Raw genomic sequence first — 21528 nt, 5'->3', positions numbered from 1 at the left:
GTGCTACAGCTGCGATTCGACAGGCAGCCAGCTGATCACCCGCGACAGCCAGCGTTTGCGCGCCGTTGCCCCTGGCTCGGCCTCGACCCAGTGCGGTGGCGGCTCGCGTTCCAGCCAGCGCAACCGGCCACGGTCGTCCAGCGCCAGCCACCAGCTATGCCTGGGGTCTGCCAGGCGCAGGTACTCATCGCGCAGCCGCGCCCCCAGCACCGGGTCGTCGAACAGTACGCCCATTTCGGTGTTGAGGTAGGCCGAGCGCGGGTCGAGGTTGAACGAGCCGACGAAGCCGCGGCGGTCGTCGACCACGAACGCCTTGGTGTGCAGGCTCGCGCCGCTGCTGCCGAACATGCCGGCATCGCCGGACTGACCCTGCGCCTTCAGTTCGTACAGGTGGACGCCCGCTTCGAGCAACGGCACGCGGTAGCTCATGTAGCCGCCGTGCACGGCGGCGACGTCGTTGGCAGCCAGTGAGTTGGTCACCACGCCGACCTGCACGCCCCGCCCGGCCATGGCCGAAAAGCCATCCAGGCCTTCGTTGCCTGGCACGAAGTAGGGCGAGATCAACAACGTTTTGTGCCGGGCGGCCTGCAGCTCGCTGATCAGGGTCGACACCAGCCAGGCAGCGCGATCATCCCTGCGATGCTTCATCGGCGGGTCCGAGACGATGCGCACTGCACTGCTCCAGTGCAATGGCTCGGGACTCGGGCGCTGCCGCTGGCGTGATTCGGCCACGCGCGCAAGGTAGGGCTGGGCCACGTCCCGCTGCGCCTCATGATCCGATTCGCGCACCAGCAGGCGCAGCTGCGCATCGGTATGGAAGGCAAGCGCGGATACCGGAATGGCGGCCTCGCTGTTCCAGTAGTCGTCGAAGATCCGGTTGGCCTGCTCCACGGCAGGGCCGGCGACCAGCAGGTCCAGATCCTGGAAGTTCACATCGGTGCGCGCGCTGAAGTACTCCTCGCCGATGTTGCGGCCACCGACGATCGCGACGCGGCCATCGGCGATCCAGCTCTTGTTGTGCATGCGGTGGTTCACGCTGAAGAAGCGTTGCACCATCTCCACCATGCGCAGGATGCCGGTCCGGTTGCGGAACGGGTTGTAGAGGCGGATTTCAATGTTGGGGTGCCGGTCCAGCGCCATCATCAGCGCGTCCTTGTCCTTGGCATTCATGTCATCGAGCAGGATGCGCACGCGCACACCGCGCTCGGCGGCGTCATGCAGCGCCTTGGCCATCAGGTGGCCGATCAGGTCGTCGTGCCAGATGTAGTACTGCAGGTCCAGGCTGCGGCCAGCGTGCGCGGTGATCATCGCGCGCGCGGCGAAGGCATCCATGCCATCACTGAGGAACGCTACGCCTGATTGCCCGGGATGCGCGTCCTGCAGCGGCACGATCTGCTGGTCGATGCGGGTCTGCGCCGGCTGCAGTGGCAGTACATGCGAGGGCGCGCCCTGTGCCTGTGGCGTGAGATGGTCGGCCAGCAGCAGCCCGGACAGGACCAGCAGCAACAGCGCGGCGAGGATGATTGCAGCGACGCGCAACAGGCGTCGCCACAGGGGCATGGGCAGGCTCATGCCTCGATGGTAGATCCACGCCCTGCGTGAAGGAATGCCTGCAGGATCGATAGGGCATCAGCGCGCTTGCCTTCGGCAACGGATCCGACCCCGGGGGCGTCACAATGGGGGCGGACCCGTTTCCGCAGGAAAGGGCCCTGACCCGCAGGCCTCAGAACCGCTCGTCGCTGCCCAGGTAACGCCACTGCGCCGGCGGCAGCGGCCCCAATGCCACGCGGCCGATGCGCAGTCGGCGCACGGCCAGCACCTGCAGCCCGGCGGCGGTCACCGCCACGCGCAGCCCCTTGGCGGTCAGCCCCTTGCCGGCAAAGCGCAGGCGCTGCTCGCTTTGCCAGCTGACCTTGGCGCCGCCGGATTCCTGCTGCAGCCGCGCCAGCAGCCACGGTCCTCGCTCGGGGCCGCCTTCGGCCACTTCGATCAGGTATTCCTGTTCGGTGCGGCCCAGATTGCGCTGCAGATGGGCCAGCGTGGCCGGGTCCTGGCTGACCACCACCAGGCCGCTGTCGCTGGCCGGAAGGGCAGCGGCCAGTTGCAGGCCGTGGAAATGGCGCTGCAACGGACGGATGTCGCTGGCATCAAGTTCGCTGCGGCTGTCACTGCTGACCAGCGCACACAGGGCCTCAGCAGCAACGCCGGCCGGCTTGTGCAGCAGCATGCTGACCCGCTCGGCCTTTTCATCGCTGGCCTGCTCGGCCACGACGATCACCACGCTGTCATCAACCGGGCGCTGTGGTTGTTCCACCACTTCGCCGTCGACCGTTACCCAGCCGCCTTCGATATAGCGCCGCGCTTCGCCGCGGGGGATGCCGAGCAGGGCGGACAGGCGTTTGTCGAGACGGATCGGTTCCATGGCGGGCAGGTCGGGCAGGGGGCGCGCAGTGTAGCTGCTGCGGCCGGTCAGCGCTGGCTGCGGTTGGCCAGCTCGGTCAGGTACAGACGGGTATCGAACTCCAGCTGCAGGTAATCCGGTTCCATGTGTTGGCACAACTGGTAGAAGGCCTTGTTGTGGTCGGCTTCCTTCAGGTGGGCCAGCTCATGCACCACGATCATGCGCAGGAACGCCGCTGGCGCCTGGCGGAATACCGTAGCGATGCGGATCTCGCGGCTGGCCTTGAGGCGGCTGCCGTGCACGCGGGAAATGGCGGTATGCGTACCCAGCGCGTGCTTGATCACTTCCAGGGTGTTGTCGTAGCAGACCTTGTTGAGTGGCACCGACTTGCGCAGGTAGCGGTCCTTCAGCGCCTGGGTGTAGTCGTACAGCTGGCGGTCGCTGCGCACCTCGTGCGGGTCGGGATAGCGCTGCTGCAGCCAGGGGCCGAGCTTGCCCTGCGCCAGCAGTTCGCTGACCTGGGCGACCAGGGGTTCGGGGTAGCCGGTGAGGTACTTCAGGACTGCCATGCAGGGGCGGCGGGGCGTCGGTAGAATGGAAGCATCCAAGATTACACGCGGTACGTACCGACCATGGCAAAGCCCAACGCGCTGCAGGAACAATTGCTCAAGGCCGGTCTGGCCAAGAAGTCGCAGGCCAGCGCCGCCGCGCGGGAGCAGGCCAAGGCCCGCCAGGGCAAGGCCGAATCGGCCTCGGCCGAGGTCCAGCGTGAGGCTGAACGTGCCCGTGCCGAGAAGGTCGAGCGCGACCGTGCGCTGGCCGCCGAGCGCAATGCCCAGGCCAGGCAGGCGGAACAGAAGGCGCAGGCGAAGCAGATCATCGCGGCCCATGCCGTGCCCCACAAGGGCGATGACGAGTATCGCTTCAGCGATGGCGCGGCGATCCGCACCCTGCTGATCGACCCCAAGCTGCGCAAGGCGCTGTCGGTGGGCGTGCTGGTCATCGTCGCCAATGGCGAGGGTTACGCCCTGCTGCCGCGCGCCGCCGCCGAGAAGGTACGCGAGCGGACCCCGGAGGCGATCATCGTCGACCACGGCCAGCCGGGCTCGACCGCCGAGATCTCCACCGGCAATGCCGAGGACGACGCCTACTACGCCCAGTTCCAGGTGCCGGACGACCTGATCTGGTAAGCAAAAAGGGGACGGAGGGGATTAAGTCGCAATCGGCTTGATCGTACCCATCCGCGCTCTGTTCGTCTTCCTGAAGAGCAGCCGAGCGTGGCTCGGCTCTACATTAAGGCGTGCCTTTTTGCCGGGGTGTATTGTCTCCATATCAGGCGACACACCTGCGGAGGATGGCCATGGCTACCGGTTGGGCGGGAGACGGCGCGGTCCAGGACCAGATCGACGCCACCGTCGACGATGCGATCGCCCGCGCGCGGCGCCAGCTGCGCGAGGGCCCGGGTCTGGAGCACTGTGAGGAATGCGACGCGCCGATCCCGTTGGCGCGGCGCCAGGCCGTGCCAGGTGTCCGGCTGTGCGTGGCGTGCCAGCAGGCGCATGACGACGAAGAACAGGCGCATGCCGGCTACAACCGGCGTGGCAGCAAGGACAGCCAGTTGAGGTAAAGGTTGTTCGGCAGGGCTGCGCCCTGCACCTGCTTGGAGCAACGGCAACGGCAACGGCAAAAGCGTGCGATCCGTGGGATGGCGGGGTGGGTCCGATTGAGGGGGACGCTGCAAGTACGTCCATGTAAGCTCGGTCGCCGCATCCATGCGGCTCACGCCCCCTCAACCGGACCTACCCCGCCTTCGACAGATTTCCGCGATCTGTCCGTTCTTCTGTAGAGCCGAGCCATGCTCGGCTCAAATCATTCCGATATCGAAATTTTCGATTTCGATGGAAATTTATCCACGCCCGGCGGGATCTACCCGATCGCGGAAATCTGTCGGAGGTGGGGCGGTGTCGGAGTGCGGGGTGTCAGCCGCATGGGCCCGAGGCATGCCTCGGGCGGGTTGGGCAGGACGCCCAACCCCGGTCTTGCCGTGTGCGCAGGAAAGCGCACACGAGCAAGCGGCTGCCAAGCCTGCAAGGACGTACTTGCGGCGTCCCCGCACTCCGACACCGCCCCGCCACCCCACGGAATGCCAGCTTTTGCTGTTGCTGTTGCCTTGGCTTGAAGGCTTCGGCGCATGCAGGGCGCAGCCCTGCCGAAAACCCCACCCTCAGCCGTCGCCCTGGATGCCGCCGGGTGCCTGCGCCGGGTCACGCCAGCGGCGCACCGTGCGCTGGAAGAACAGGTTGTTCGGCAGCTGCAGCACCGTGCCTTCGTGGCCGTCGCCGGTTTCCTGCAGTGTGGTGTAGATCAGGTTCACGTCGATCACCCGGCCCTTCAGGCCCGGCTTCTCGCCGTTCTCCAGCACTTCGATGTAGTCATGCAGGCGGAACGGGCGAGTGGTGAAGATCAGCAACGTGCAGAAGATGTTGGAGAGCACGCTCCAGGCCGCGAAGAAGGCCACTGCGCCCACGGCCGCGAAGCCGGTGAACGCGGTCCACAGCACTGAAGGCTTCGCGCCGAGCAGGCTGAGGATATACAGCAGGGCGCTGAAATAGACCACGAAACTGGTGATCCGGCGCGCGCCCATCACCATTTCAGGTGGCAGCGTGTAGTGCTCGGCAAAGCGCCGGATCAGGCGACGGGCGAGTACCCGCAGCAGCCAGGCGACCAGCAGCACCAGCACGATCTGCAGGGCCACGCCCGCGTAGTTCAGCCATGGGTGGCTCCAGGCCGGCAGGTGATCCTTCAGCGACAACATCATGGGGGCGAAAACAGGTGGCGGGAACGGCCTCGATGTTACCCGGCGCGTGCCGGGGTTTCGACCATCGGTGACCACGCCAGGCAGACCAGCTCCTGGCGATCCTGCTGCAGGCAGGCGCGGCCGTTGTCGGGGCACAACCGCAAGGACAGGCCCGATGCCTGCAGCACGACGCAAGCGACGATTACCAGCAGGGCGGCGCAGGATGGGCTGGACATGGCGGAACTCCCTGGAGGTGTTTTCTCGAATGACCTTGCATGGATGCAGCTATCGTCGAAAAGGTTGCATGGCCTTGATCGGCGATCGGCTCTAAACCTTTTTCCGGGTCGCCGCATCCAAGCGATATGCTCGACACCACCATGCCAGCGCCGCCTGCCGCCCACGCCCCTGTCGACGAACCCGCCCTGGTGCGGGCGGCCGCCGCCGGTGACACTGCGGCCTACGAACTGCTGTACCGGCGGCATGCGCCGCGCGTGTTCGCCGTACTGTGGCGCCTGTGCGGGGGCCAGCAGGCGCGTGCCGAGGATGCCCTGCAGGAAGCGTTCCTGCAGGCATGGAAGGCGCTGCCGAGGTTCCGGTTCGAAAGCAGCCTGTCGACCTGGTTGCACCGGCTGGGCGTCAACGCCGCACTGATGGAACTGCGCGGGCGCGCCGCCGGGCAGGACCACGACAGTCTGGAGGAGGTCGACGGCGGCCTGCAGGAGCTGGCGGTGCACGACCGTTGTGCCGGTACCGAGCGCGACCTGGAGCGCGCACTCGCGACGCTGCCTCCGAGGGCGCGTGCGGTACTGGTACTGCACGACATCGAAGGCTGGAAACACCAGGAAATCGCCGAGCAGCTGCAGATGGCCGTCGGCAGTTCAAAGGCACAGCTGCATCGTGCGCGCGGCCTGCTGCGCGCACGGCTGGGAGACATGACATGAGTACACACGAACACGATTCCGATCACGATCTGCTGGCCCGGCTGCGCGCGCTGCCGAACGAGCGCGATGTACCGGCCGATGGCTGGGCACGCCTGTCTGCCCGGCTGCCGCCGCGTGAACCAGAGGCAGCACCTGCGCCAACCGGCAAGGTGGTGGCCCTGGCAACGCGTTCGCGGCGCCGCTGGTGGTTGCCGGCCGGCGCTGTCCTGGCTGCCAGCCTGGCGATCTACGCCGTGGCCCCTTGGCGGCATGCGCAGCCGGATATACCGGTGCCGTCCACGCTGCAGTTGCAGGCTGCGGCGATGACCGAGCAGTACCGGCAGGCGGTGGCCGCGCTGCCCGCAGGCCGGGCACCGGAATGGCAGCCGGCGCTGCACGAACTGGATGAAAGCGCGGCACAGATCCAGGCCGCGCTGGCGCAGGACCCACGTGCGCCTCACCTGCTTGGCCAGCTCAAGCGCACCTATGCGCTGCGGCTGGAACTGACCCGGCAGGCGGCCTATGCCGCCGAGTCCGGCCTGACGACCTGAGGAGACCCCCGATGACACGAACCCTGATGACCTGCTGCGCCGCGCTGTTGCTGCTGCCCGCGGTGGCCTTGGCTGACACCCGGATCGACGAACGCCACAATCTAGCCGCCGGCGGCCGCATCGAACTGAGCAACGTGGCCGGCAAGGTGACCGTGCGTGGCTGGGACCGCAACGACGTCCAGCTCACCGGTACGCTCAGTGATGGCCTGCAGCTGCGCCAGGAAAAGAGTGCCAACCGCGTCCGCTGGGAGATCGAGTATCCGCGTCGCAGCAACAACGGCGGCGCAACGCTGGTGCTGAACGTGCCGCGCTCGGTGGAGCTGCTGCTGAGCACGGTCAGTGCCAGCCAGGACATCAGTGGCATCGACGTGCGCCGCCTGCAGGCCGACACCGTCAGCGGCAGCCTCAGCGCCTCCGGTCGCAGCGGTGACAGCAAGCTCAATACGGTCAGTGGCGGTGTCAGCGCGCGCCTGCAGACGCCGAAGCTGGACGTAAATACGGTCAGTGGCCGGATCGTGGCCGGGAGCGGCGTGTCCGGCGACATCGGTGCACAGACGGTATCCGGCCGGGTCGAGGTCGATGCCGGGCGGGTGCAGCGGCTGGCGGTGGAAACCGTATCGGGCAGTATTGACCTGTCGGCGGCCGGGCTGGCGCCGGGAGGCCGTATCAATGTCGAATCGGTGAGTGCGTCGGTCAACCTGCGCCTGCCGCGCGCCGTCTCGGCGCAGCTGTCGGTGAACAGCTTCAGCGGGTCGATCAACAGCGATGCTGGCCAGGTGGAGCGGCCGCGCTACGGCCCCGGCAGCCATCTTGACACGCGGCTGGGCAGCGGCGACGGTGATATCCGCATCCAGTCGCATTCGGGCAGTGTTCGGGTAAGCCTGGATCGCTGAGCGCGATCCGGCAGGCCGCGGCGGCAGCGCCGCCGCGGTCGCTACTGGGTCAGCTGGCTTTCTTCAGCGCCCAGGTGGTGCCGAGGACTTCGATCTTGCCACCGGCCTTGCGGAACGCTGCCAGGTCCGAAGCGATCGAATCGCTGCTGACCACGGTGCTGGCGGCCGCGCCCTTGCGTTCGCTGCGGATGCTGTTGCTGGCCTTCGCGGGGGTCTTTGCCTTGCGGGGCATGGTTGCTCCTGTCAGGTGGAAGGGGAGGAAAGCGCCCAGGCATCAGCCTGGCGCAGGTAGTCCTGCCGCTCGCGGCGGCAGTCACTGCCGCCCATCGAGAACTGGCGGCAGATCGCCGGGCGCTGCGAATAGATCGTGCAGCGCAGGTGATAGGGATCGATCGCCGCACACCAGCCTTCCTCGTTGCGCGCCATCACGGCACGGCCGTGGGTGTCGCGTGACAGGAACTGGCCGGGCACGTGGTCGCCAGGCTGCAGCAACACGGGCAGCCGGCAACAGACCGCGTCACAACGGCGGCAGTCGATGGGTGCATGTGCTGCGTCAGGTTGTAAGGCCTCAGGGGCCTGGCGGGTGCCCAAAGCGGGTCTCGATGGCGGCTCCGGTGGTACGCGGACCATGAACGAGCCAGGAAGGCATGGCCGCTAGGCCCGCAGGGCGGGCCAGGCTGCACCGTGGACACACACCGGCGTGGCCGGTGGAAGGTGCAGCAGGGTTCTAGCCGACCAAGAGTAACTTGGATCGCGTAACGTTTTGTTAATCCTGGCTGGCTGCCGCCAGCGCAAGGCCCTGGACCACGCCCAGCGAGGGCTCGCCGTGGACCATGCGGGCGCCCGGGAAGGCCTCCGCAACGGCCTGGCGCAGATACCCGGCGCGGGACATGCCGCCGGTCAGGAACACCGCGTCCGGGTCGCCGCCGATGTCGCTGCGGACCTGGGCCAGTAGCTCCCGCAGCTGCTCCAGATAACCATGGGCGGCTGCGGCCAGGCCGTCGGCGCTGCTGTCGGCATGCAGGTCGCGGGCGATGTAGTCCAGCGTGCTGCGATGTTCGCTGGCGGCGCTGAGGGCGATCTTGGCGCGCTCGACGTCGCGGTACAGGCGGGCGGTATTGCCGGTGTCCTGCAGGGCCTGCAGGCGCGCGCCCCACGGATTGTCGACATGGTCATACTTGTGCTGGCGGAAGTCGCGCTGGCGGGTCATGTCCTGCACGGTGGCCGCTTCCACGTAGTGGTGGGCGGGCACGCGGGTGATGCCGCGCCCGAACAGCGGCATGTAGCTGGACAGGCTCAGCGCCAGGTCGATGTCGGTACCGCCGCGGGCGATGCCCCAGGCGCGGTGGATGCGCGGGGCGTCGTCGCCGCCGACTTCGGCGTGGGCGATATCGGTGGTACCGCCACCGATGTCGACGATCACGGCCTGGTGCCGTTCGCGGCTTTCGGCGTGATAGTACATGGCCGCCGCAGCCGGTTCCTCGAGGAAATCGATCTGGTCGAAACCGGCCTGGCGGGCGGCTTCGCGCAGGATGTCCAGCGCCTGGTCATTGCCGGCCGCACCGATCGAGCTTCGGAACTGCACCGGACGCCCGAGCAGGGCCGCTCGCAGCGGCTGGCCAAGCTGGGCGCTGGCGGTCAGGCGGATGTGTTCGAGGATGTGCGCGGCGATGCCGGTGATGGTCTGCTTGGCGCGCGGGTGCAGGTTGTAGCCGAGCATCGATTTCGGGCTCTGCACCAAGTTGCCTTCGTGTTCCTCGAAATAGGCTTCCAGCGCTTCGTCACCGTAGACCGCATTCTGCAGCAGGTCGCTGGCACTGCGTTCCTTGCCGGCACGGGCCTCCATCCATTCCCGGCGCAGCGCGCGCAGGGCTTCGCGGCGCAGCGCCTGCGGTGTGCGTTCCTGGCCGGCGGCGCGCGCCGCACGCGCAGCGCTGTCGATCATCTGCTGCAGCTGGTGCTCCTGGCCGTCATCGAGCTGGAAGTCATCCGGGTCGGGCACCACGCCGGGGAAGTACACGCTGGTCCGGAACTGCTCGGCGTCGCCGAAGCGGATCGGCAGCAGCTTCCCTTCATGCACGATGGCGGCGGCGGAGTTGCTGGTACCGAAGTCGATGCCGAGGCGCATGGGGAGTTCCGGGGGCGATCAGGGGCCGCGCACTCTGCTGCAGTTCGCCGCCGACTGCAAGGTCCCGCAGTTTCCTGTTCCGGGCCGGGTCAAGGAGGTCGCGGCGTACTGCCCGGAAAAGGCCAGGGGAGCCGGGCGGTTACAATGGCGGCTGTTGATTCACTTTGAGGTACTTGCTGATGTCTTCTGCCCCTGCCTGCCCGCAGTGCACCCTGGAAAACACCTACGCCGATGGCGCGCTGTTGATCTGCGCCGACTGCGGCTTCGAATGGACCGCCGAGGAAAGTGCCGGTTCGACCCTGGTCGTGCGTGACAGCAACGGCAATACCCTGCAGGCCGGTGACACCGTCACCGTGATCAAGGACCTGAAGGTCAAGGGCTCCTCGATCCCGCTAAAGCAGGGCACCGTGATCCGCAACATCCGCCTGGTCGAGGACGATGCCGAGCACATCGAAGGCAATTCGGACAAGATCAAGGGCCTGGTCCTGAAAACCCGCTTCCTCAAGAAGGCCTGACCGGCCTTCAGCGCCTTGCCTGCTGCCGTGCGCGCCAGCGGGCCAGGCTGTCCAGCTTGGCCTGGTAGCGCGCCTGCTGCGGCGCCCCGCCCAGTTCCTGTGCACGCAGCAGCTCACGATCGGCGTGCTTGAGCTGGCCCGCCAGAAAATAGACCCGCGCCAGCCCGAAGTGGAACTGGTGCGCGGTGTCGTACAGGCGCACGGCCTTCCGGTAATAGCGGATCGCCTGCTGCAGTTGCCCGGCGCGTTCGGCCTCGGCTCCGAGCAGGTACTGCGCGAACGGGTCTTCGCGCTGCACCGTTTGCAACCGCTGCTCCAGTGCCTGGGCCTGCGCAATCATGCCGAGCTTGCGGTAGAGGGCGCTGGCGTTGGTCAGTGCAGCATCCTGGCGGCCGTCCAGTCGCAGCGCCCTTTCCAGTGCCCGCCGCGCGGCGGCGGTATCGCCCGTGCGGTTTTCCAGCACACCCAGGTTGTTCCAGGTGGCAGCGAAGCTGCCGTCCTGCGCCAGCGCGGTATCGAAGAAGGTACGTGCGCCCGCCAGGTCGCCGCTGGCCATGCGTTCGGCACCGCGATTGTTGTAGAAGTGCGCCAACGCCCGCGCCTGGCTGATCGGCAGCGGCCCGCGGCGGTCGTACAGCACATTGCGATCCAGATCGACGGTGGCGAAGCGGCCGGAGAAGGCGACCCCGGCATTGACGTGGCCTACGCTGTAGACCAGGCCCTGGGCCTGGTCCTGGTACCACGACACCACCTGGCCGACCTCCTGCACGCGCGCCTGGATGCCGGCTTCGCGTGCCAGCGCGACGAACATCAGGGTAAAGGCCAGGCAGTTGGCGCGTCGCTGCTGCCAGATCTCGCTGACGGTAAGGGTCGCGTCGGCGTCGTACTGCAGGTCCATGCCATGGCGGTCGAAGATCATCTCCACCAGCGCCTGCAGGCGCTGCTCGCGCGAATAGCTGCGACGGGTCACCTGGGTGTGCAGCATATCGAGCATGGCCGGTGGAATCGCGAACACCTGCTGCGGCGTCGGAATCGTCGGCGCGGCGGTGCTGGCAGTGAGCGCAGGGACTTCGTTCGCGCCAGGGTTCAGGGCGATCGCGGAGGGTGCCGCCAATGCGGCCAGTGCGAGCAGAACGGATCGGGCGGCAGGACAGTACATGACGGCTCCCGGCAGCGGCGGGCGCTCCCGCCTGAGGCGAGTGTAGACCTGTGCGCGCCCCCCTGCAGTGACCGCTGGTCGGTCCGCGCGTTCATCCACAGCCGGTGTGGACCAGCGCTCGACAAAGCTGTGGACAACCGCGTTGGGGCCCCGTGCGAAGGGCGTTGTGAGGGTGTGGTGAAAAAATGGCCAGCTTGCCCGCTGCCGGCGCAGGCGGGATGATCCGGTCATGGACTTCTCCCCGCTGACGCTCGCTCCGGCGCAGTGGCAGGCGCTGCAGGACAGCTATGCGACGCCACCACGTGCCTACCATCACTTCGGCCACGTGCGTGCGGTGCTGCAGCACTGCCAGGAGGTTGCCGACGGTCCAGGCTGGCAGCAGCCGGCCGAGGTCTACCTGGCCGCGCTCTATCACGATGCGATCTATGTGGCGGGGCGAAAGGACAACGAGGCGCGTTCGGCGCAGCTGGCCCTGCAAGTGATCGCGCAGGCGCCGGAACTTGCCACGGTCGACGCGGCCCGGGTAGAGCAGCTGATCCTGCTGACTGCCCGCCATGGCGAGCTCGGCCCGGACGATGTCGATGCCGAGGCCGCGTTGTTCCTGGACTGCGACATGGCGATCCTGGCCGCGCCGGAACCGGTGTTCAGCGCCTATGACCGCGGCGTGGCCGAAGAGTACAAGGGCGTGGTGCCGGGCTTCCTGTATCGCGCCGGCCGCCGCCGTTTCCTGCAGGGCCTGCTGCGTGCACCGCGCATCTTCCTCAGCGAATTCTTCCACCAGCGACTCGATGCGGCCGCGCGCGACAACCTGCGCCGGCAGCTGGGCCACTGAACCAGCCCGGTACACTGGGGCCTGTTTCCACCGATTGCCGCTTCCAACCGTGTCTGTCCCTGATCCCGATCCCCGCCCGTTGCCGCCGGAAGAGCCCGGTCCGAACGAATGCTGCGGCAGCGGTTGCCCGCTGTGCGTGCTGGACCTGTATGCCGACGAGCTGCAGCGCTATCGCAAGGCGTTGGCCGAATGGCTGGCGCGGCACCCGGAGGCGTCCGCATGAGCCGCGCGCGCCCAGCGGCACTGCTGGCGTTGGCGGCGCTGCTGCTGTTCGTGGCCACCGCGCTGTGGACCCAGTTCGCACGCACCGATCTGGACTGGGTGCGGGCCACGCTCAGCCTCTATCTGCACGGGCCGTGGGGGCTGGCATTGCGCGCGGCCTACTGCCTGCTGGCATTGGCGATCGCCCTGCTCGGCATCAGCCTCTACCGGGGCAGCATCGGCCCGCGGCGCAGCGCGGCGGCGCCGCTGCTGTTCACTGTCTCGGCACTGGGCCTGGCCACGGTCGCCATCGGTGACAGCTGGCTGCCGGAAGCGACGCCGCTGCTGGCACCGTTCATCCATGGGCTGGCGGCCAACACCGCGTTCCTGTGTGCCAGCGTCGGCATGCTGCTGCAGGCCTGGTACCTGCGCCGCGAACCGGGTTGGCAGTCCGCCGCGGGCCTGCTCTGGGGCTGGGCCTGGCTGGCGTTCGTACTGTTGTGGCTGCATGTGTTGTGGCGCGCCGGTCCGCCGCGCGGGCTGGGCCAGAAGGTCCTGATCGTGGTGATCGTAGGCTGGCTGCTGTACCTGGCGTTGGCACTGTACCGGCGCAGTCGGCGTACCACGGCCGACTGAATCGCCAACGGCCTGCACCGGTACGTGCCGTGCACGCGGTGGCGGCGTATCGTGTGCGCATTCCATCGGGGATGCGATATGAAGCGTGCAGGGCTGGGCAGGGCAATGGGTGTGGTACTGGCGCTGGCCGCGCTGCCGGCGACGGCGGCGGGGACCCCGCAGCAGTTCAGCCATGGGCGGTTCGAGCAGATTCCGGTGCACATGCCGGCCGGCACGCCGCAGCGGGTGGTGATCTGGTTCCACGAGCCCACCCCGGGTGGTGACACCAGCCGCCTGCCGATCGAAGCCCTGCGTGCCGACGGCGCCATGGTTGCCGCTGTGGACATCGCGCACCTGCGCGGCGTGCTCAAGCGCGAGGGTGATCCGACCTGTTCGTTCGGCGCCGGTGACGTTGAGAACTTCTCGCGCTGGCTGCAGGCGTCCCTGCATCTGCCCGGCTACCACCTGCCGCTGGTCGGCGGTGACGGCGAGGGTGCCGAGATGGCCTATTCGCTTGCGGCGCAGGCTGACACCCAGGTGTTTGCCGGCCTGCTCACCACCGGCTTCTGCCCGGACCACAACCACCAGCGCATGGTCTGCGGCGATGGTGTGAAGCACAACAAACTGCAGCCCGCCGAACTGAATTTCCCGTGGTTGAGTGCTGCTGGCGATCACGGCTGCAAGGTGGGCGAGGCCAGCCAGTTCGTGCAGCAGGTGGCGATGGCGCGCGAATTCAAGCGCACCGCGCGCGGTGATGCGTCGCCGGGCCTGGTCGCCGCGGCGCGGGTGATCGGCGCGCAGGCCGGGGTCAGTCTGGCACCGCCGCCGGCCGCGCTGAAAGGCCTGCCGGTGGTGGAAGTACCGGCGACCGGTAGCGGCGATACGCTGGCGGTATTCGTTTCCGGCGATGGTGGCTGGGCCGGCCTGGACAAGGACGTGGCATCGTCGCTCAACGAGCACGGCGTGGCCGTGGTCGGCATCGACTCGCTGCGCTACTTCTGGAGTGAGCGCACGCCGAAGGGCTTCGCCGCTGACCTGCAGAAGATCATCGACCACTACCGTCAGCAGTGGCACCGCGACAAGGTAATGCTGATCGGCTTCTCGCAGGGCGCCGACGTGCTGCCGGCCACGATCAACCAGCTCGACGCCGGTACCCGCGAGGCGCTGGAGCGCATCGTGCTGCTGTCGGTGGGCAGGAAGGCCGACTTCGAATTCCATGTCAGCAACTGGCTGGGCGGTGGCGGCGACGGCCTGCCGATCGCGCCGGAAGTGGCCAGGCTGCCGGCGGAAAAAACGTTGTGCGTGTACGGCGACAAGGACGAGGACGCACTGTGCCCGGACCTGCCGGACAATGACGGCGTGAGGAAGGTGAAGCTGCCGGGCGATCACCATTTCGGGGGGGACTACGATCGCTTGGCCGAAGTGATCCTCAAGGGCGGGGCGTGAAGCGGAGAGCGTGCGAACCAACGGTTCGCACCCACCAGAACGAGCCGCGGTAACGCCGGGCCACGCCCGTCAGCGTGTTGGCGCTGGCGTGTCGACCAAGGTCGACACCTGCCGGGTGGTGCGGGTCGTCAGTTGCGCCGCGGGTCCAGAGAGATCAGGCGCGTGGCGTCCAGCAGCGCCGCCGGCAGGTGCATGCCGCCAGGCGCGGCGAGATAGCGCGGCCGCCACTGCGGATCGAACTTCGACTTGAAGCGGCGTAGGCCACTGAACCCGTAGAAACGTTCGCCATGCCGCGCCAGCAGGCCGGCCAGGCGGTTCCAGCGACCAGCCAGACGATGCTGTGCCAGCCCGGAAAGCGGCGCCATGCCCAGCGAGAAACGTGCATAGCCCTGTGCGCGGCCCCACAGGAACAGCTCGATGAAGAGGAAGTCCATCGTGCCCTTCGGTGCTTCGCTGACGTGGCGCATCAGGTCCACCGACAGCTCGGCGCCGGCCGGTGCCTGCCACAGGTTGGCGAAGGCCACGATCTGGCCTTCGGCCTCGACCAGCGCCACCGGGAAGCGCACCAGGTAATCCGGGTCGTAGCTGCCGAGCGAGAAGCCCTTTTCGTCGCCGGCCTTGTCTTCCAGCCATGCGTTGGAGATCGCGTGCAGGCGCGGCAGCAGGCTGGGAATTTCCTCCACGGGCGCCACGCGGAAGGACAGGCCACCCCGCTTGCCCCGGTTCCAGGCCTGGCGCAGGTCGGCGCGCTCGCGCCCTTCCAGGCCGAAATCATGCAGCGGCACCATCGCTTCTTCGCCCAGCTTGACCAGCCCCAGGCCGAGGTCAAGATAGGTCTGCCAGTAGGACTCGCCGACCTGGTAGAAGACAGGGCGCAGGCCAAGGCGGTCGGCTTCCTCGCGGAAGCGCCAGATCAATGCGCGGGCGACGTCCGGCGGGCCGACCGGGTCGCCCATCGCGATCAGCGAACCCCCATAGCGCTGCATCATCACGAAGCCCAGTTTCGCTTCATCGCGCAGCACTGCCTTGTCAGCAGTCAGCACCAGGCAGGCCTGGGTGTCGGTGGCACCGGCCAGGACCGGCGCCAGCGATTGCAGCGTCGCTTCATCGGCGGCGGGCAGCGGGCTGCGTGTGCTGTGCAGCAGCCGCGCCAGGCCAAACATCACCAGCGCGATGGCCACCACCAGCAACGCACGCAACGCGCGCGGTGCGTTGCCGGAGACCGCGAACTGCCACCACAGCTCGTTCTGGTATTCGACATGGCTGTAGGTGAAGAACAGCAGCCAGGTCACTGCCACCAGCACCAGGCCCAGGTTGCGCAGCCACGGCCAGGACCAGGCTTCATCCAGCAGCGCACCCTGGCGGTAGAACTCGCGGCGCGCGGCCCACAGCGCCATCGCCACCAGCACCGCCGAGACGGCGATCAACGGTTGGCCACCGCGCAGCCACAGCGGCAGCGGGGTGACCACGCACACCGCCATCGCCAGCATCCACGCCGCGTGGCTGCGCCGGGCCAGGCCCTGCCCGATCAGCAGCAGCGCAACACCGCTGAGGCTGCCGATCAGGTGCGAGGTTTCCAGGATCGGCAGCGAGGCATTCACCAGGTGCCGGCGTGGCGTGGGCAGGGTGCCATCGATGACCAGCGCGGCGCCGATGCTGAACACCGCCAGCGCGATGATCTGCGGCAACCATGGGCGCAGTGCGTTCCAGCCGGCGCGGGTTGCCCCGGCACTGGCCTGCAGCGGCTGGCGCAGCGCGGGCGCAAGGGCGAGCAACGTGGCCAGCACCAGCGGTAGTACGTAATAGGTCACGCGGTAGATCAACGCGGCCGCCAGCACCGCCGCCGGTGCCACCTGGGGCAACAGCTTCAACAGGCTCCATTCGAACACGCCCAGGCCGGCCGGCACGGTCGAGACCAGGCCGGCCAGTACCGCGACGAGGTACAGGCCGACGAAGCCGGGCAGGCCGGTGGGCGTCGAGTCCGGCAGCAGCACATAGAACGCGGCGCTGGCCAGCACCAGCTCGATCACGCTGAGCACGGTGACGCCGAGCATGGTGCGGCGGTCGGGTAGCCACAACGCATGGCCGAACACGCTGAACTGCCGTCCATCGCGACCGACCAGCAGCACGGTACCCAGATAGGCGAGCAGGGCGACGATGCCGACGATGCGCACGGCATCGGGATTCAGTGGCAATGCCAACGCCGCTGCCGCCGGTTCCATGCAGAGTGCCACGCTGATCAACAGCCACGCACCGAACACGAAACCGAGCGTGCTCATCAGCACCACCTGGCCGATCTGCGCCAGGTCCAGGCCGGCGCTGCGGTAGCCGCGCAGGCGCACTGCGCCGCCGGTCAGCGCGGCAAAGCCCACCGTCTGGCCCAGCGTATGCGCAAGGAAGGCGGTGATGCCGATGCGTGCCGGATGCACGCGGATGCCGCTGCGGCGCAGGCCGATGGCATCGAAGCCGATCAGGCAGGCGTAGCTGGCCAGGCCGAGCATCACGGTGAGCGTGATCTGCAGGCCACTGAGCTGGCGGAATGCCTGGCGGATGGCGCGGTAGCCGTGCTCATCGAATTCATTGGCCAGGCCATGCAGGGCCAGCGACAGGATCAGCAGGGGAACGACAATGGTGAGGACCCGCTTCCATGCCGGGGTGGAGGAAGCGGCGGCGGGGTTGGTGGCTGCGGTCATCGGCGCAAGGGTGCGTCAGGAGGGGCGAGTGCGGTGTCAACGCGGGGCGTGGCGCATCGTGCGCCTGTCGCCGCCATTTGACCAGCGGATGTGTCGGAGCCCGGTAGTGACGTGTCGCGCGGGGACCCGTGCACCCACCGTTGACCGGATTGGAGGACAATGCGGGCCTGATCACCCGCAGGAGCCACGCCCATGATGGAGCGTTACGACGTCGGACCGCGCATGTCCGAAATGACCGTGTACAACAAGGTCGCCTACCTCTCCGGCCAGATTCCGGAAGACACCAGCCAGGACATCACCGGCCAGACCCGGCAGGTGCTGGCGGAGATCGACAAGCTGCTGGCGCTGGTCGCCAGCGATCGCCAGCACGTGCTGCGTGCGGAAGTGTTCCTGGCCGACATCGCCGACTTCGACGGCATGAACAAGGCGTGGGACGAGTGGGTGGTCGAGGGCGCGACCCCGGCCCGCGCAACCTTCGAAGCCAAGCTCGCCCACGCCGAGTGGAAGGTCGAGATCGTGGTGACGGCAGCGGTGCCGTAACTGCGGGATGGGGTCAGGTCCCTTTCCTGCGGAAAGGCATCTGACCCCTGTTACAGCGGCAGCAGCTCGATGCAGTCCACCGGGCACGGCGGGATGCACAGCTCGCAGCCGGTGCACAGGTCGGCAATGACCGTGTGCATGTACTTGGCGCCGCCGACGATGGCGTCCACCGGGCAGGCCTGGATGCACTTGGTGCAGCCGATGCAGTCGGCTTCGACGATCAACGCGACCTGGGCCGCCTTGTGCTCGCCGCGCGAACGATCGAACGGAATCGCCGGTACACCCAGCACCTGCGCCAACGCCCGTGCACCGGCGTCGCCACCCGGCGGGCAGCGGTCCACACCCGCCTCGCCACGTGCCATTGCCTGCGCGTACGGGCGGCAGCCGTCATAGCCGCATTGCCCGCATTGGGTCTGCGGCAGCAGGCGGTCGAGGCGTTCGGTCAGGGGCGGGATCAGGCTCATGCGTGGCGAAGGCTGCGCGTTGGGTTATTTCAGGGGCTTGCCGCGGAACCAGCGCTCGTGGGCCAGCGCCAGCATCGGCTTGTCTTCGGAACTGTCACCGTAGGCATGGATGCGCACGTAGCGCGACAGATCGAACTGGCGGCGGATGTGCTCGGCCTTGCGCGGACCGCAGTCGCCACCGGCGTAACGGCCGGTCAGGCGGCCGTCCTGGCTTTCCAGCCGGTTGCAGATCAGCTGCAGGCCCAGCTGATCGCACCACGGCCGCAGGTACAGGTCCAGCGAGCCGGACACGATCACGACGGTGTGCCGCTGTTCCTTGTGCCAGCGAATCTGCTCCAGCATTTCCGGGCGCACTACGTCGGGCAGGAACTCGCGCGAGAAGCCTGCGGCCAGCGTGGCGATGTCATCGCTGTGGCGGTCACTGAAGGTCAGGCGGGTGACGCGTGCACGGATGCGTTCGGCCGAGATCAGCTTCAGCCTGTACGCGGCCAGCCACGGCCCGACTTTCCACCATGCCTGTGCCAGCTGTTCGGCGGTGGCCACGCGGCGCAGGAAGCGGCTATAGGTATCGCAGGTGGTCACGGTGTGGTCGAAGTCGAACAGCGCCAGTTCCATTGCGTTGCTTCCCATCGCGTTGCCTCCCGGGGCCGGAGCTGCCGGCGGGCGTGGCCGTAACCACGCCCGCTGGCATCAGCGGACCGGCATGCCCGGCTGCGCGCCGCTGTCGGCGTCCAGCAGCGCCAGTGCGCCACCGTCGAAGCCGGCCGACAGGATCATGCCTTCGCTCAGGCCGAAGCGCATCTTGCGCGGGGCCAGGTTGGCGATGAACACCACGCTGCGGCCGACCAGCTTCTCCGGTTCGCCGTAGCTGCCACGGATGCCGGAGAAGATCTGGCGCTTGCCCAGCTCGCCGGCGTCCAGTTCGAAGCGCAGCAGCTTGTCCGAACCTTCCACGAACTCGCAGACCAGCACCTTGCCGATGCGCAGGTCGAGCTTGGCGAAATCGTCGATGCCGATGTAGGCCGGGGCGTCGGCGCTCTTTGCTTCATCCTTGGCCGGGGCCGGAGCCGGGGCGGCCGGCTTGGCGGCGGGGGCAGCGGCAGCCGCCGGCTGCAGGGTGTCCTTGGAGGCGTCGATCATGGCGTCAATCTTCTTCGGGTCAATACGGGTGAACAGCGGGGTGTACTCGGTGATGCGGTGTCCCAGCAGCGGTTGCGCCAGCTCGGTCCAGTCATTCACCGGCGCGGCGAGGAAGGCCTCGGCCTGCGCGGCGGTGGCCGGCAGCACCGGCTTCAGGGCGGTGACCAGCACGCGGAACAGGTTCAGGCCCTGGCTGCACACGGCCTGCAGCTGCGCATCGGCGCCTTCCTGCTTGGCGATGACCCACGGCTTGACGTCGTCGATGTAGCGGTTGGCTTCGTCGGCCAGGGTCATGGTCAGGCGGATCGCCGCGGCCGGGTCGTTGCGCTCGTAGGCTTCACGGATCGGCGCCAGGCCATCGACGAAGCGCTGGTACTGCGCCGCATCGGGGAGCTGCGCGGCCAGCTGGCCGTTGAAGCGCTTGCTGATGAAGCCGGCGCAGCGGCTGGCCAGGTTGACGAACTTGCCGACCAGGTCGGCGTTGACGCGGGCGATGAAGTCACCCAGGTTCAGGTCGAGATCGTCGACGCCACCGCCGGACTTGGCGGCGTAGTAGTAGCGCAGCGCTTCCGGCTCCAGGCCGGCATCGAGGAAGGTACGGGCCATCACGAAAGTGCCGCGAGACTTGCTCATCTTGGCGCCGTCCACGGTCAGGTAGCCGTTGACGTGCAGGCGGGTCGGCGCGCGGTGGCCGGTTCCGTGCAGCACCGCCGGCCAGAACAGCCCGTGGAAGTTGACGATGTCCTTGCCGATGAAGTGGTGCAGTTCGGTGGCGGTGCCGGCACGCAGGTGCGCTTCGAAGTCCTCACCGTTCCTGCCGCACAGGGTCTGGAAGCTGGACAGGTAGCCGATCGGCGCGTCCAGCCAGACATAGAAGTACTTGCCCGGCTGGCCGGGAATCTGGAAACCGAAGTACGGCGCATCGCGCGAGATGTCCCACGCGCGCAGGCCGCCTTCGGCATTGAGCCACTCGCCCAGCTTGGCCTTCACGCCCGGCAGGGCGACATCGCCGGCCAGCCACTCGCGCAGGAACGCATCGAAGTGGCCCACCTCGAAGAAGAAGTGCTCCGAATCGCGCATTTCCGGCGTGGCGCCGGAGATGACCGAACGCGGCTCCTTCAGGTCGGTCGGTGCATAGGTCGCGCCGCAGACTTCGCAGTTGTCGCCGTACTGGTCGGCACTGCCACAGTTCGGGCAGATGCCCTTGACGTAGCGGTCGGGCAGGAACATGCCCTTGGCCGGGTCGTAGAACTGCGCGACCGAACGGCGGCTGATGTGGCCGGCCGCTTCCAGCTTCAGGTAGAACTGCTCGGTCAACGCCTTGTTGGCCGCCGAATTGGTCGAGTCGTAGTGGTCGAAGGCCACGCCGAAGGCGGCGAAGTCACGTTCGTGGCTGGCCTGGATGTTGGCGATGAAGGTTTCCGGGGTGACCCCGGCCTTTTCCGCGGCCAGCATGATCGGCGTGCCGTGGGTGTCATCGGCGCAGACGAACCAGGTCCTGCCGCCGCTCATTCGCCGCGCACGTACCCAGATGTCAGCCTGGATGTAGCCGACCAGATGGCCCAGGTGCAGCGGGCCGTTGGCGTAGGGCAGGGCGGTGGTGACGAGCGCGGTACGGGTCATGGTCGCGGGGTGAAGCCGAGGGGAACCGCAGAGTATCGCATGCCCGCAACGACGTGACCCGGCCGGGGCCGGGTCACGGGGTTGAATCAGGTGCGGAGCGCTTATTCGCGCTGCCAGGTCTGCGCACGGCAGATGAAGGCGATGCAGCCGGACACGTCCAGCCGGGTGCCGCCGGGCTGCAGTTCCATCTTCGACTTGTAGGTCTTGCCGTTGGCCGGGTCGAGGATGGTGCCGCCGGACCACTTGTTGGCGCCGTCGGCCTTCAGGTTCCAGAGGATGGTCATGCCCTTCACCGGCTTGTTCCTGTTGGCGCCTTCACAGCCGTCACAGACCGGGTTCGGGCCCTTGTCCGAGTGCAGGATGTCGACCACCTTGCCGGTCAGCGTGCCGTTGGGGGCCTGGGTGATCTCGACGATCGACTTCACCTTCCCGGTCTTGTCGTCGATGGTCTTCCAGCGGCCGGCGGCGCCGTCGGCGGCCTGCGCCGAAAGTGCGGCCAAGCACAGCGGCAATGCCAGCAGCAGGGTCTTGAAGGTCTTGCGCATGGTCCCCTCCCAGGGTTCATTCCGGCACGGTGCCGGCATGGGTCGACTGTATACCCATTCGGCGG

General features: G+C 67.8%; 25 protein-coding genes. 11 read left to right on the top strand and 14 right to left on the bottom strand.

Going from position 1 to position 21528, the window contains the following annotated elements; genetic code table 11:
* Positions 1 to 3: 3 nt before the first annotated feature.
* The 3 genes from AC2A1N_RS06530 to AC2A1N_RS06520 all read right to left on the bottom strand — a co-directional run bounded on the left by AC2A1N_RS06530 (position 4) and on the right by AC2A1N_RS06520 (position 2970).
* Positions 4 to 1560, bottom strand: a complete 1557-nt coding sequence (locus AC2A1N_RS06530; protein ID WP_242893998.1) for a phospholipase D family protein — start codon at positions 1558 to 1560, stop codon at positions 4 to 6.
* Positions 1561 to 1723: 163 nt separating this feature from the next.
* Positions 1724 to 2422: an RNA pseudouridine synthase gene (locus AC2A1N_RS06525; RefSeq protein WP_242893996.1), complete on the bottom strand. Its 699-nt coding sequence runs from the start codon at positions 2420 to 2422 to the stop codon at positions 1724 to 1726.
* A 47-nt stretch (positions 2423 to 2469) separates the two neighbouring features.
* Entirely contained in the window at positions 2470 to 2970 is a 501-nt protein-coding gene (locus AC2A1N_RS06520) for a M48 metallopeptidase family protein (RefSeq protein ID WP_053499398.1), read from the bottom strand.
* A gap of 63 nt (positions 2971 to 3033) precedes the next feature.
* On the opposite strand from AC2A1N_RS06520, the gene AC2A1N_RS06515 reads away from it, so the two are divergent.
* Together AC2A1N_RS06515 and AC2A1N_RS06510 are read left to right on the top strand one after the other, a co-directional pair.
* On the top strand, positions 3034 to 3591 hold the full coding sequence (locus AC2A1N_RS06515; protein ID WP_069139975.1) for a DUF2058 domain-containing protein: 558 nt from the start codon (positions 3034 to 3036) through the stop codon (positions 3589 to 3591).
* 170 nt (positions 3592 to 3761) lie between these two features.
* On the top strand, positions 3762 to 4028 hold the full coding sequence (locus AC2A1N_RS06510) for a DksA/TraR family C4-type zinc finger protein (RefSeq protein WP_010482865.1): 267 nt from the start codon (positions 3762 to 3764) through the stop codon (positions 4026 to 4028).
* 597 nt (positions 4029 to 4625) lie between these two features.
* On the opposite strand, the gene AC2A1N_RS06505 is transcribed toward AC2A1N_RS06510, so the two are convergent.
* The gene (locus AC2A1N_RS06505; protein WP_005418176.1) at positions 4626 to 5219 is read right to left on the bottom strand and encodes a mechanosensitive ion channel family protein; all 594 of its coding nucleotides are present in this window, start codon (positions 5217 to 5219) and stop codon (positions 4626 to 4628) included.
* Positions 5220 to 5254: 35 nt separating this feature from the next.
* Positions 5255 to 5434 carry a hypothetical protein gene (locus AC2A1N_RS06500; protein WP_061480628.1) on the bottom strand — a complete coding sequence of 60 codons (180 nt, stop codon included), beginning with the start codon at positions 5432 to 5434 and terminating at the stop codon, positions 5255 to 5257.
* A gap of 126 nt (positions 5435 to 5560) precedes the next feature.
* On the opposite strand from AC2A1N_RS06500, the gene AC2A1N_RS06495 reads away from it, so the two are divergent.
* The 3 genes from AC2A1N_RS06495 to AC2A1N_RS06485 are packed head-to-tail and all read left to right on the top strand — an operon-like array spanning position 5561 to position 7562.
* Complete coding sequence (locus AC2A1N_RS06495; protein WP_242894258.1) at positions 5561 to 6139, top strand: RNA polymerase sigma factor; 579 nt, start codon at positions 5561 to 5563, stop codon at positions 6137 to 6139.
* Positions 6136 to 6669, top strand: a complete 534-nt coding sequence (locus AC2A1N_RS06490; RefSeq protein WP_154351208.1) for a hypothetical protein — start codon at positions 6136 to 6138, stop codon at positions 6667 to 6669. The genes AC2A1N_RS06495 and AC2A1N_RS06490 overlap by 4 nt, the downstream gene beginning before the upstream one ends.
* Positions 6670 to 6680: 11 nt before the next feature.
* Positions 6681 to 7562, top strand: coding sequence for a DUF4097 family beta strand repeat-containing protein (locus tag AC2A1N_RS06485; RefSeq protein WP_061480626.1), 882 nt, complete (start codon positions 6681 to 6683; stop codon positions 7560 to 7562).
* Between the two features lie 49 nt (positions 7563 to 7611).
* Here AC2A1N_RS06485 and AC2A1N_RS06480 read toward each other — a convergent pair whose 3' ends face one another.
* The 3 genes from AC2A1N_RS06480 to AC2A1N_RS06470 form a co-directional block, all read right to left on the bottom strand.
* The gene (locus tag AC2A1N_RS06480; protein WP_005410566.1) at positions 7612 to 7794 is read right to left on the bottom strand and encodes a hypothetical protein; all 183 of its coding nucleotides are present in this window, start codon (positions 7792 to 7794) and stop codon (positions 7612 to 7614) included.
* 11 nt (positions 7795 to 7805) lie between these two features.
* Positions 7806 to 8099: a YkgJ family cysteine cluster protein gene (locus AC2A1N_RS06475; protein ID WP_080104338.1), complete on the bottom strand. Its 294-nt coding sequence runs from the start codon at positions 8097 to 8099 to the stop codon at positions 7806 to 7808.
* A gap of 229 nt (positions 8100 to 8328) precedes the next feature.
* Positions 8329 to 9690, bottom strand: a complete 1362-nt coding sequence (locus tag AC2A1N_RS06470; RefSeq protein WP_242894262.1) for an Hsp70 family protein — start codon at positions 9688 to 9690, stop codon at positions 8329 to 8331.
* 179 nt (positions 9691 to 9869) lie between these two features.
* Here AC2A1N_RS06470 and AC2A1N_RS06465 point away from each other — a divergent pair, with 179 nt between their 5' ends.
* Positions 9870 to 10205 (top strand): zinc ribbon domain-containing protein YjdM, encoded by a 336-nt coding sequence (locus AC2A1N_RS06465; protein WP_242894264.1) that lies wholly within the window; start codon positions 9870 to 9872, stop codon positions 10203 to 10205.
* 7 nt (positions 10206 to 10212) lie between these two features.
* Here AC2A1N_RS06465 and AC2A1N_RS06460 read toward each other — a convergent pair whose 3' ends face one another.
* Positions 10213 to 11364, bottom strand: a complete 1152-nt coding sequence (locus tag AC2A1N_RS06460; protein ID WP_242894267.1) for a transglutaminase-like domain-containing protein — start codon at positions 11362 to 11364, stop codon at positions 10213 to 10215.
* A gap of 229 nt (positions 11365 to 11593) precedes the next feature.
* Between AC2A1N_RS06460 and AC2A1N_RS06455 the strand changes: the two genes are divergently transcribed.
* From AC2A1N_RS06455 to AC2A1N_RS06440, 4 genes are all read left to right on the top strand, one after another.
* Positions 11594 to 12196 (top strand): HD domain-containing protein, encoded by a 603-nt coding sequence (locus AC2A1N_RS06455; RefSeq protein WP_235647939.1) that lies wholly within the window; start codon positions 11594 to 11596, stop codon positions 12194 to 12196.
* A 49-nt stretch (positions 12197 to 12245) separates the two neighbouring features.
* A complete protein-coding gene (locus AC2A1N_RS06450) occupies positions 12246 to 12419 on the top strand; it encodes an oxidoreductase-like domain-containing protein (protein WP_061480629.1) in 174 nt (57 codons plus the stop codon).
* The gene (locus AC2A1N_RS06445; RefSeq protein WP_061480622.1) at positions 12416 to 13033 is read left to right on the top strand and encodes a DUF998 domain-containing protein; all 618 of its coding nucleotides are present in this window, start codon (positions 12416 to 12418) and stop codon (positions 13031 to 13033) included. The genes AC2A1N_RS06450 and AC2A1N_RS06445 overlap by 4 nt, the downstream gene beginning before the upstream one ends.
* 78 nt (positions 13034 to 13111) lie before the next feature.
* A complete protein-coding gene (locus AC2A1N_RS06440; RefSeq protein ID WP_242894270.1) occupies positions 13112 to 14458 on the top strand; it encodes a virulence factor family protein in 1347 nt (448 codons plus the stop codon).
* A 128-nt stretch (positions 14459 to 14586) separates the two neighbouring features.
* Here AC2A1N_RS06440 and mprF read toward each other — a convergent pair whose 3' ends face one another.
* On the bottom strand, positions 14587 to 17151 hold the full coding sequence (gene mprF / locus AC2A1N_RS06435; protein WP_242894273.1) for a bifunctional lysylphosphatidylglycerol flippase/synthetase MprF: 2565 nt from the start codon (positions 17149 to 17151) through the stop codon (positions 14587 to 14589).
* 192 nt (positions 17152 to 17343) lie between these two features.
* Here mprF and AC2A1N_RS06430 point away from each other — a divergent pair, with 192 nt between their 5' ends.
* Positions 17344 to 17691, top strand: coding sequence for a RidA family protein (locus tag AC2A1N_RS06430; RefSeq protein WP_005418155.1), 348 nt, complete (start codon positions 17344 to 17346; stop codon positions 17689 to 17691).
* A 50-nt stretch (positions 17692 to 17741) separates the two neighbouring features.
* Here AC2A1N_RS06430 and rnfB read toward each other — a convergent pair whose 3' ends face one another.
* From rnfB to AC2A1N_RS06410, 4 genes are all read right to left on the bottom strand, one after another.
* Entirely contained in the window at positions 17742 to 18155 is a 414-nt protein-coding gene (rnfB, locus tag AC2A1N_RS06425; RefSeq protein ID WP_061480619.1) for an Rnf electron transport complex subunit RnfB, read from the bottom strand.
* Between the two features lie 24 nt (positions 18156 to 18179).
* Positions 18180 to 18770, bottom strand: coding sequence for an HAD family hydrolase (locus AC2A1N_RS06420; RefSeq protein WP_242894279.1), 591 nt, complete (start codon positions 18768 to 18770; stop codon positions 18180 to 18182).
* 75 nt (positions 18771 to 18845) lie between these two features.
* Entirely contained in the window at positions 18846 to 20918 is a 2073-nt protein-coding gene (gene metG, locus AC2A1N_RS06415; RefSeq protein WP_154351205.1) for a methionine--tRNA ligase, read from the bottom strand.
* A 101-nt stretch (positions 20919 to 21019) separates the two neighbouring features.
* Complete coding sequence (locus tag AC2A1N_RS06410) at positions 21020 to 21463, bottom strand: DUF2147 domain-containing protein (protein ID WP_049415741.1); 444 nt, start codon at positions 21461 to 21463, stop codon at positions 21020 to 21022.
* Positions 21464 to 21528: the final 65 nt, after the last annotated feature.

It is taken from the genome of Stenotrophomonas maltophilia group sp. SKK55, assembly GCF_057179845.1.
This window is presented reverse-complemented; position numbering and strand designations above follow the sequence as displayed.

Excerpts from the sequence above, each read along its gene's own strand:
- AC2A1N_RS06525 (WP_242893996.1), bottom strand. The coding sequence starts at position 2,422 with ATGGAACCGATCCGTCTCGACAAACGCCTGTCCGCCCTGCTCGGCATC.
- AC2A1N_RS06455 (WP_235647939.1), top strand. The coding sequence starts at position 11,594 with ATGGACTTCTCCCCGCTGACGCTCGCTCCGGCGCAGTGGCAGGCGCTG.
- AC2A1N_RS06510 (WP_010482865.1), top strand. The coding sequence starts at position 3,762 with ATGGCTACCGGTTGGGCGGGAGACGGCGCGGTCCAGGACCAGATCGAC.
- AC2A1N_RS06485 (WP_061480626.1), top strand. The coding sequence starts at position 6,681 with ATGACACGAACCCTGATGACCTGCTGCGCCGCGCTGTTGCTGCTGCCC.
- AC2A1N_RS06515 (WP_069139975.1), top strand. The coding sequence starts at position 3,034 with ATGGCAAAGCCCAACGCGCTGCAGGAACAATTGCTCAAGGCCGGTCTG.
- AC2A1N_RS06445 (WP_061480622.1), top strand. The coding sequence starts at position 12,416 with ATGAGCCGCGCGCGCCCAGCGGCACTGCTGGCGTTGGCGGCGCTGCTG.
- AC2A1N_RS06440 (WP_242894270.1), top strand. The coding sequence starts at position 13,112 with ATGAAGCGTGCAGGGCTGGGCAGGGCAATGGGTGTGGTACTGGCGCTG.
- mprF (WP_242894273.1), bottom strand. The coding sequence starts at position 17,151 with ATGACCGCAGCCACCAACCCCGCCGCCGCTTCCTCCACCCCGGCATGG.
- AC2A1N_RS06430 (WP_005418155.1), top strand. The coding sequence starts at position 17,344 with ATGATGGAGCGTTACGACGTCGGACCGCGCATGTCCGAAATGACCGTG.
- AC2A1N_RS06490 (WP_154351208.1), top strand. The coding sequence starts at position 6,136 with ATGAGTACACACGAACACGATTCCGATCACGATCTGCTGGCCCGGCTG.
- metG (WP_154351205.1), bottom strand. The coding sequence starts at position 20,918 with ATGACCCGTACCGCGCTCGTCACCACCGCCCTGCCCTACGCCAACGGC.
- AC2A1N_RS06495 (WP_242894258.1), top strand. The coding sequence starts at position 5,561 with ATGCTCGACACCACCATGCCAGCGCCGCCTGCCGCCCACGCCCCTGTC.
- AC2A1N_RS06460 (WP_242894267.1), bottom strand. The coding sequence starts at position 11,364 with ATGTACTGTCCTGCCGCCCGATCCGTTCTGCTCGCACTGGCCGCATTG.
- AC2A1N_RS06505 (WP_005418176.1), bottom strand. The coding sequence starts at position 5,219 with ATGATGTTGTCGCTGAAGGATCACCTGCCGGCCTGGAGCCACCCATGG.
- AC2A1N_RS06530 (WP_242893998.1), bottom strand. The coding sequence starts at position 1,560 with ATGCCCCTGTGGCGACGCCTGTTGCGCGTCGCTGCAATCATCCTCGCC.
- AC2A1N_RS06520 (WP_053499398.1), bottom strand. The coding sequence starts at position 2,970 with ATGGCAGTCCTGAAGTACCTCACCGGCTACCCCGAACCCCTGGTCGCC.
- AC2A1N_RS06470 (WP_242894262.1), bottom strand. The coding sequence starts at position 9,690 with ATGCGCCTCGGCATCGACTTCGGTACCAGCAACTCCGCCGCCGCCATC.
- AC2A1N_RS06480 (WP_005410566.1), bottom strand. The coding sequence starts at position 7,794 with ATGCCCCGCAAGGCAAAGACCCCCGCGAAGGCCAGCAACAGCATCCGC.
- AC2A1N_RS06465 (WP_242894264.1), top strand. The coding sequence starts at position 9,870 with ATGTCTTCTGCCCCTGCCTGCCCGCAGTGCACCCTGGAAAACACCTAC.
- AC2A1N_RS06410 (WP_049415741.1), bottom strand. The coding sequence starts at position 21,463 with ATGCGCAAGACCTTCAAGACCCTGCTGCTGGCATTGCCGCTGTGCTTG.
- AC2A1N_RS06500 (WP_061480628.1), bottom strand. The coding sequence starts at position 5,434 with ATGTCCAGCCCATCCTGCGCCGCCCTGCTGGTAATCGTCGCTTGCGTC.
- rnfB (WP_061480619.1), bottom strand. The coding sequence starts at position 18,155 with ATGAGCCTGATCCCGCCCCTGACCGAACGCCTCGACCGCCTGCTGCCG.
- AC2A1N_RS06420 (WP_242894279.1), bottom strand. The coding sequence starts at position 18,770 with ATGGAACTGGCGCTGTTCGACTTCGACCACACCGTGACCACCTGCGAT.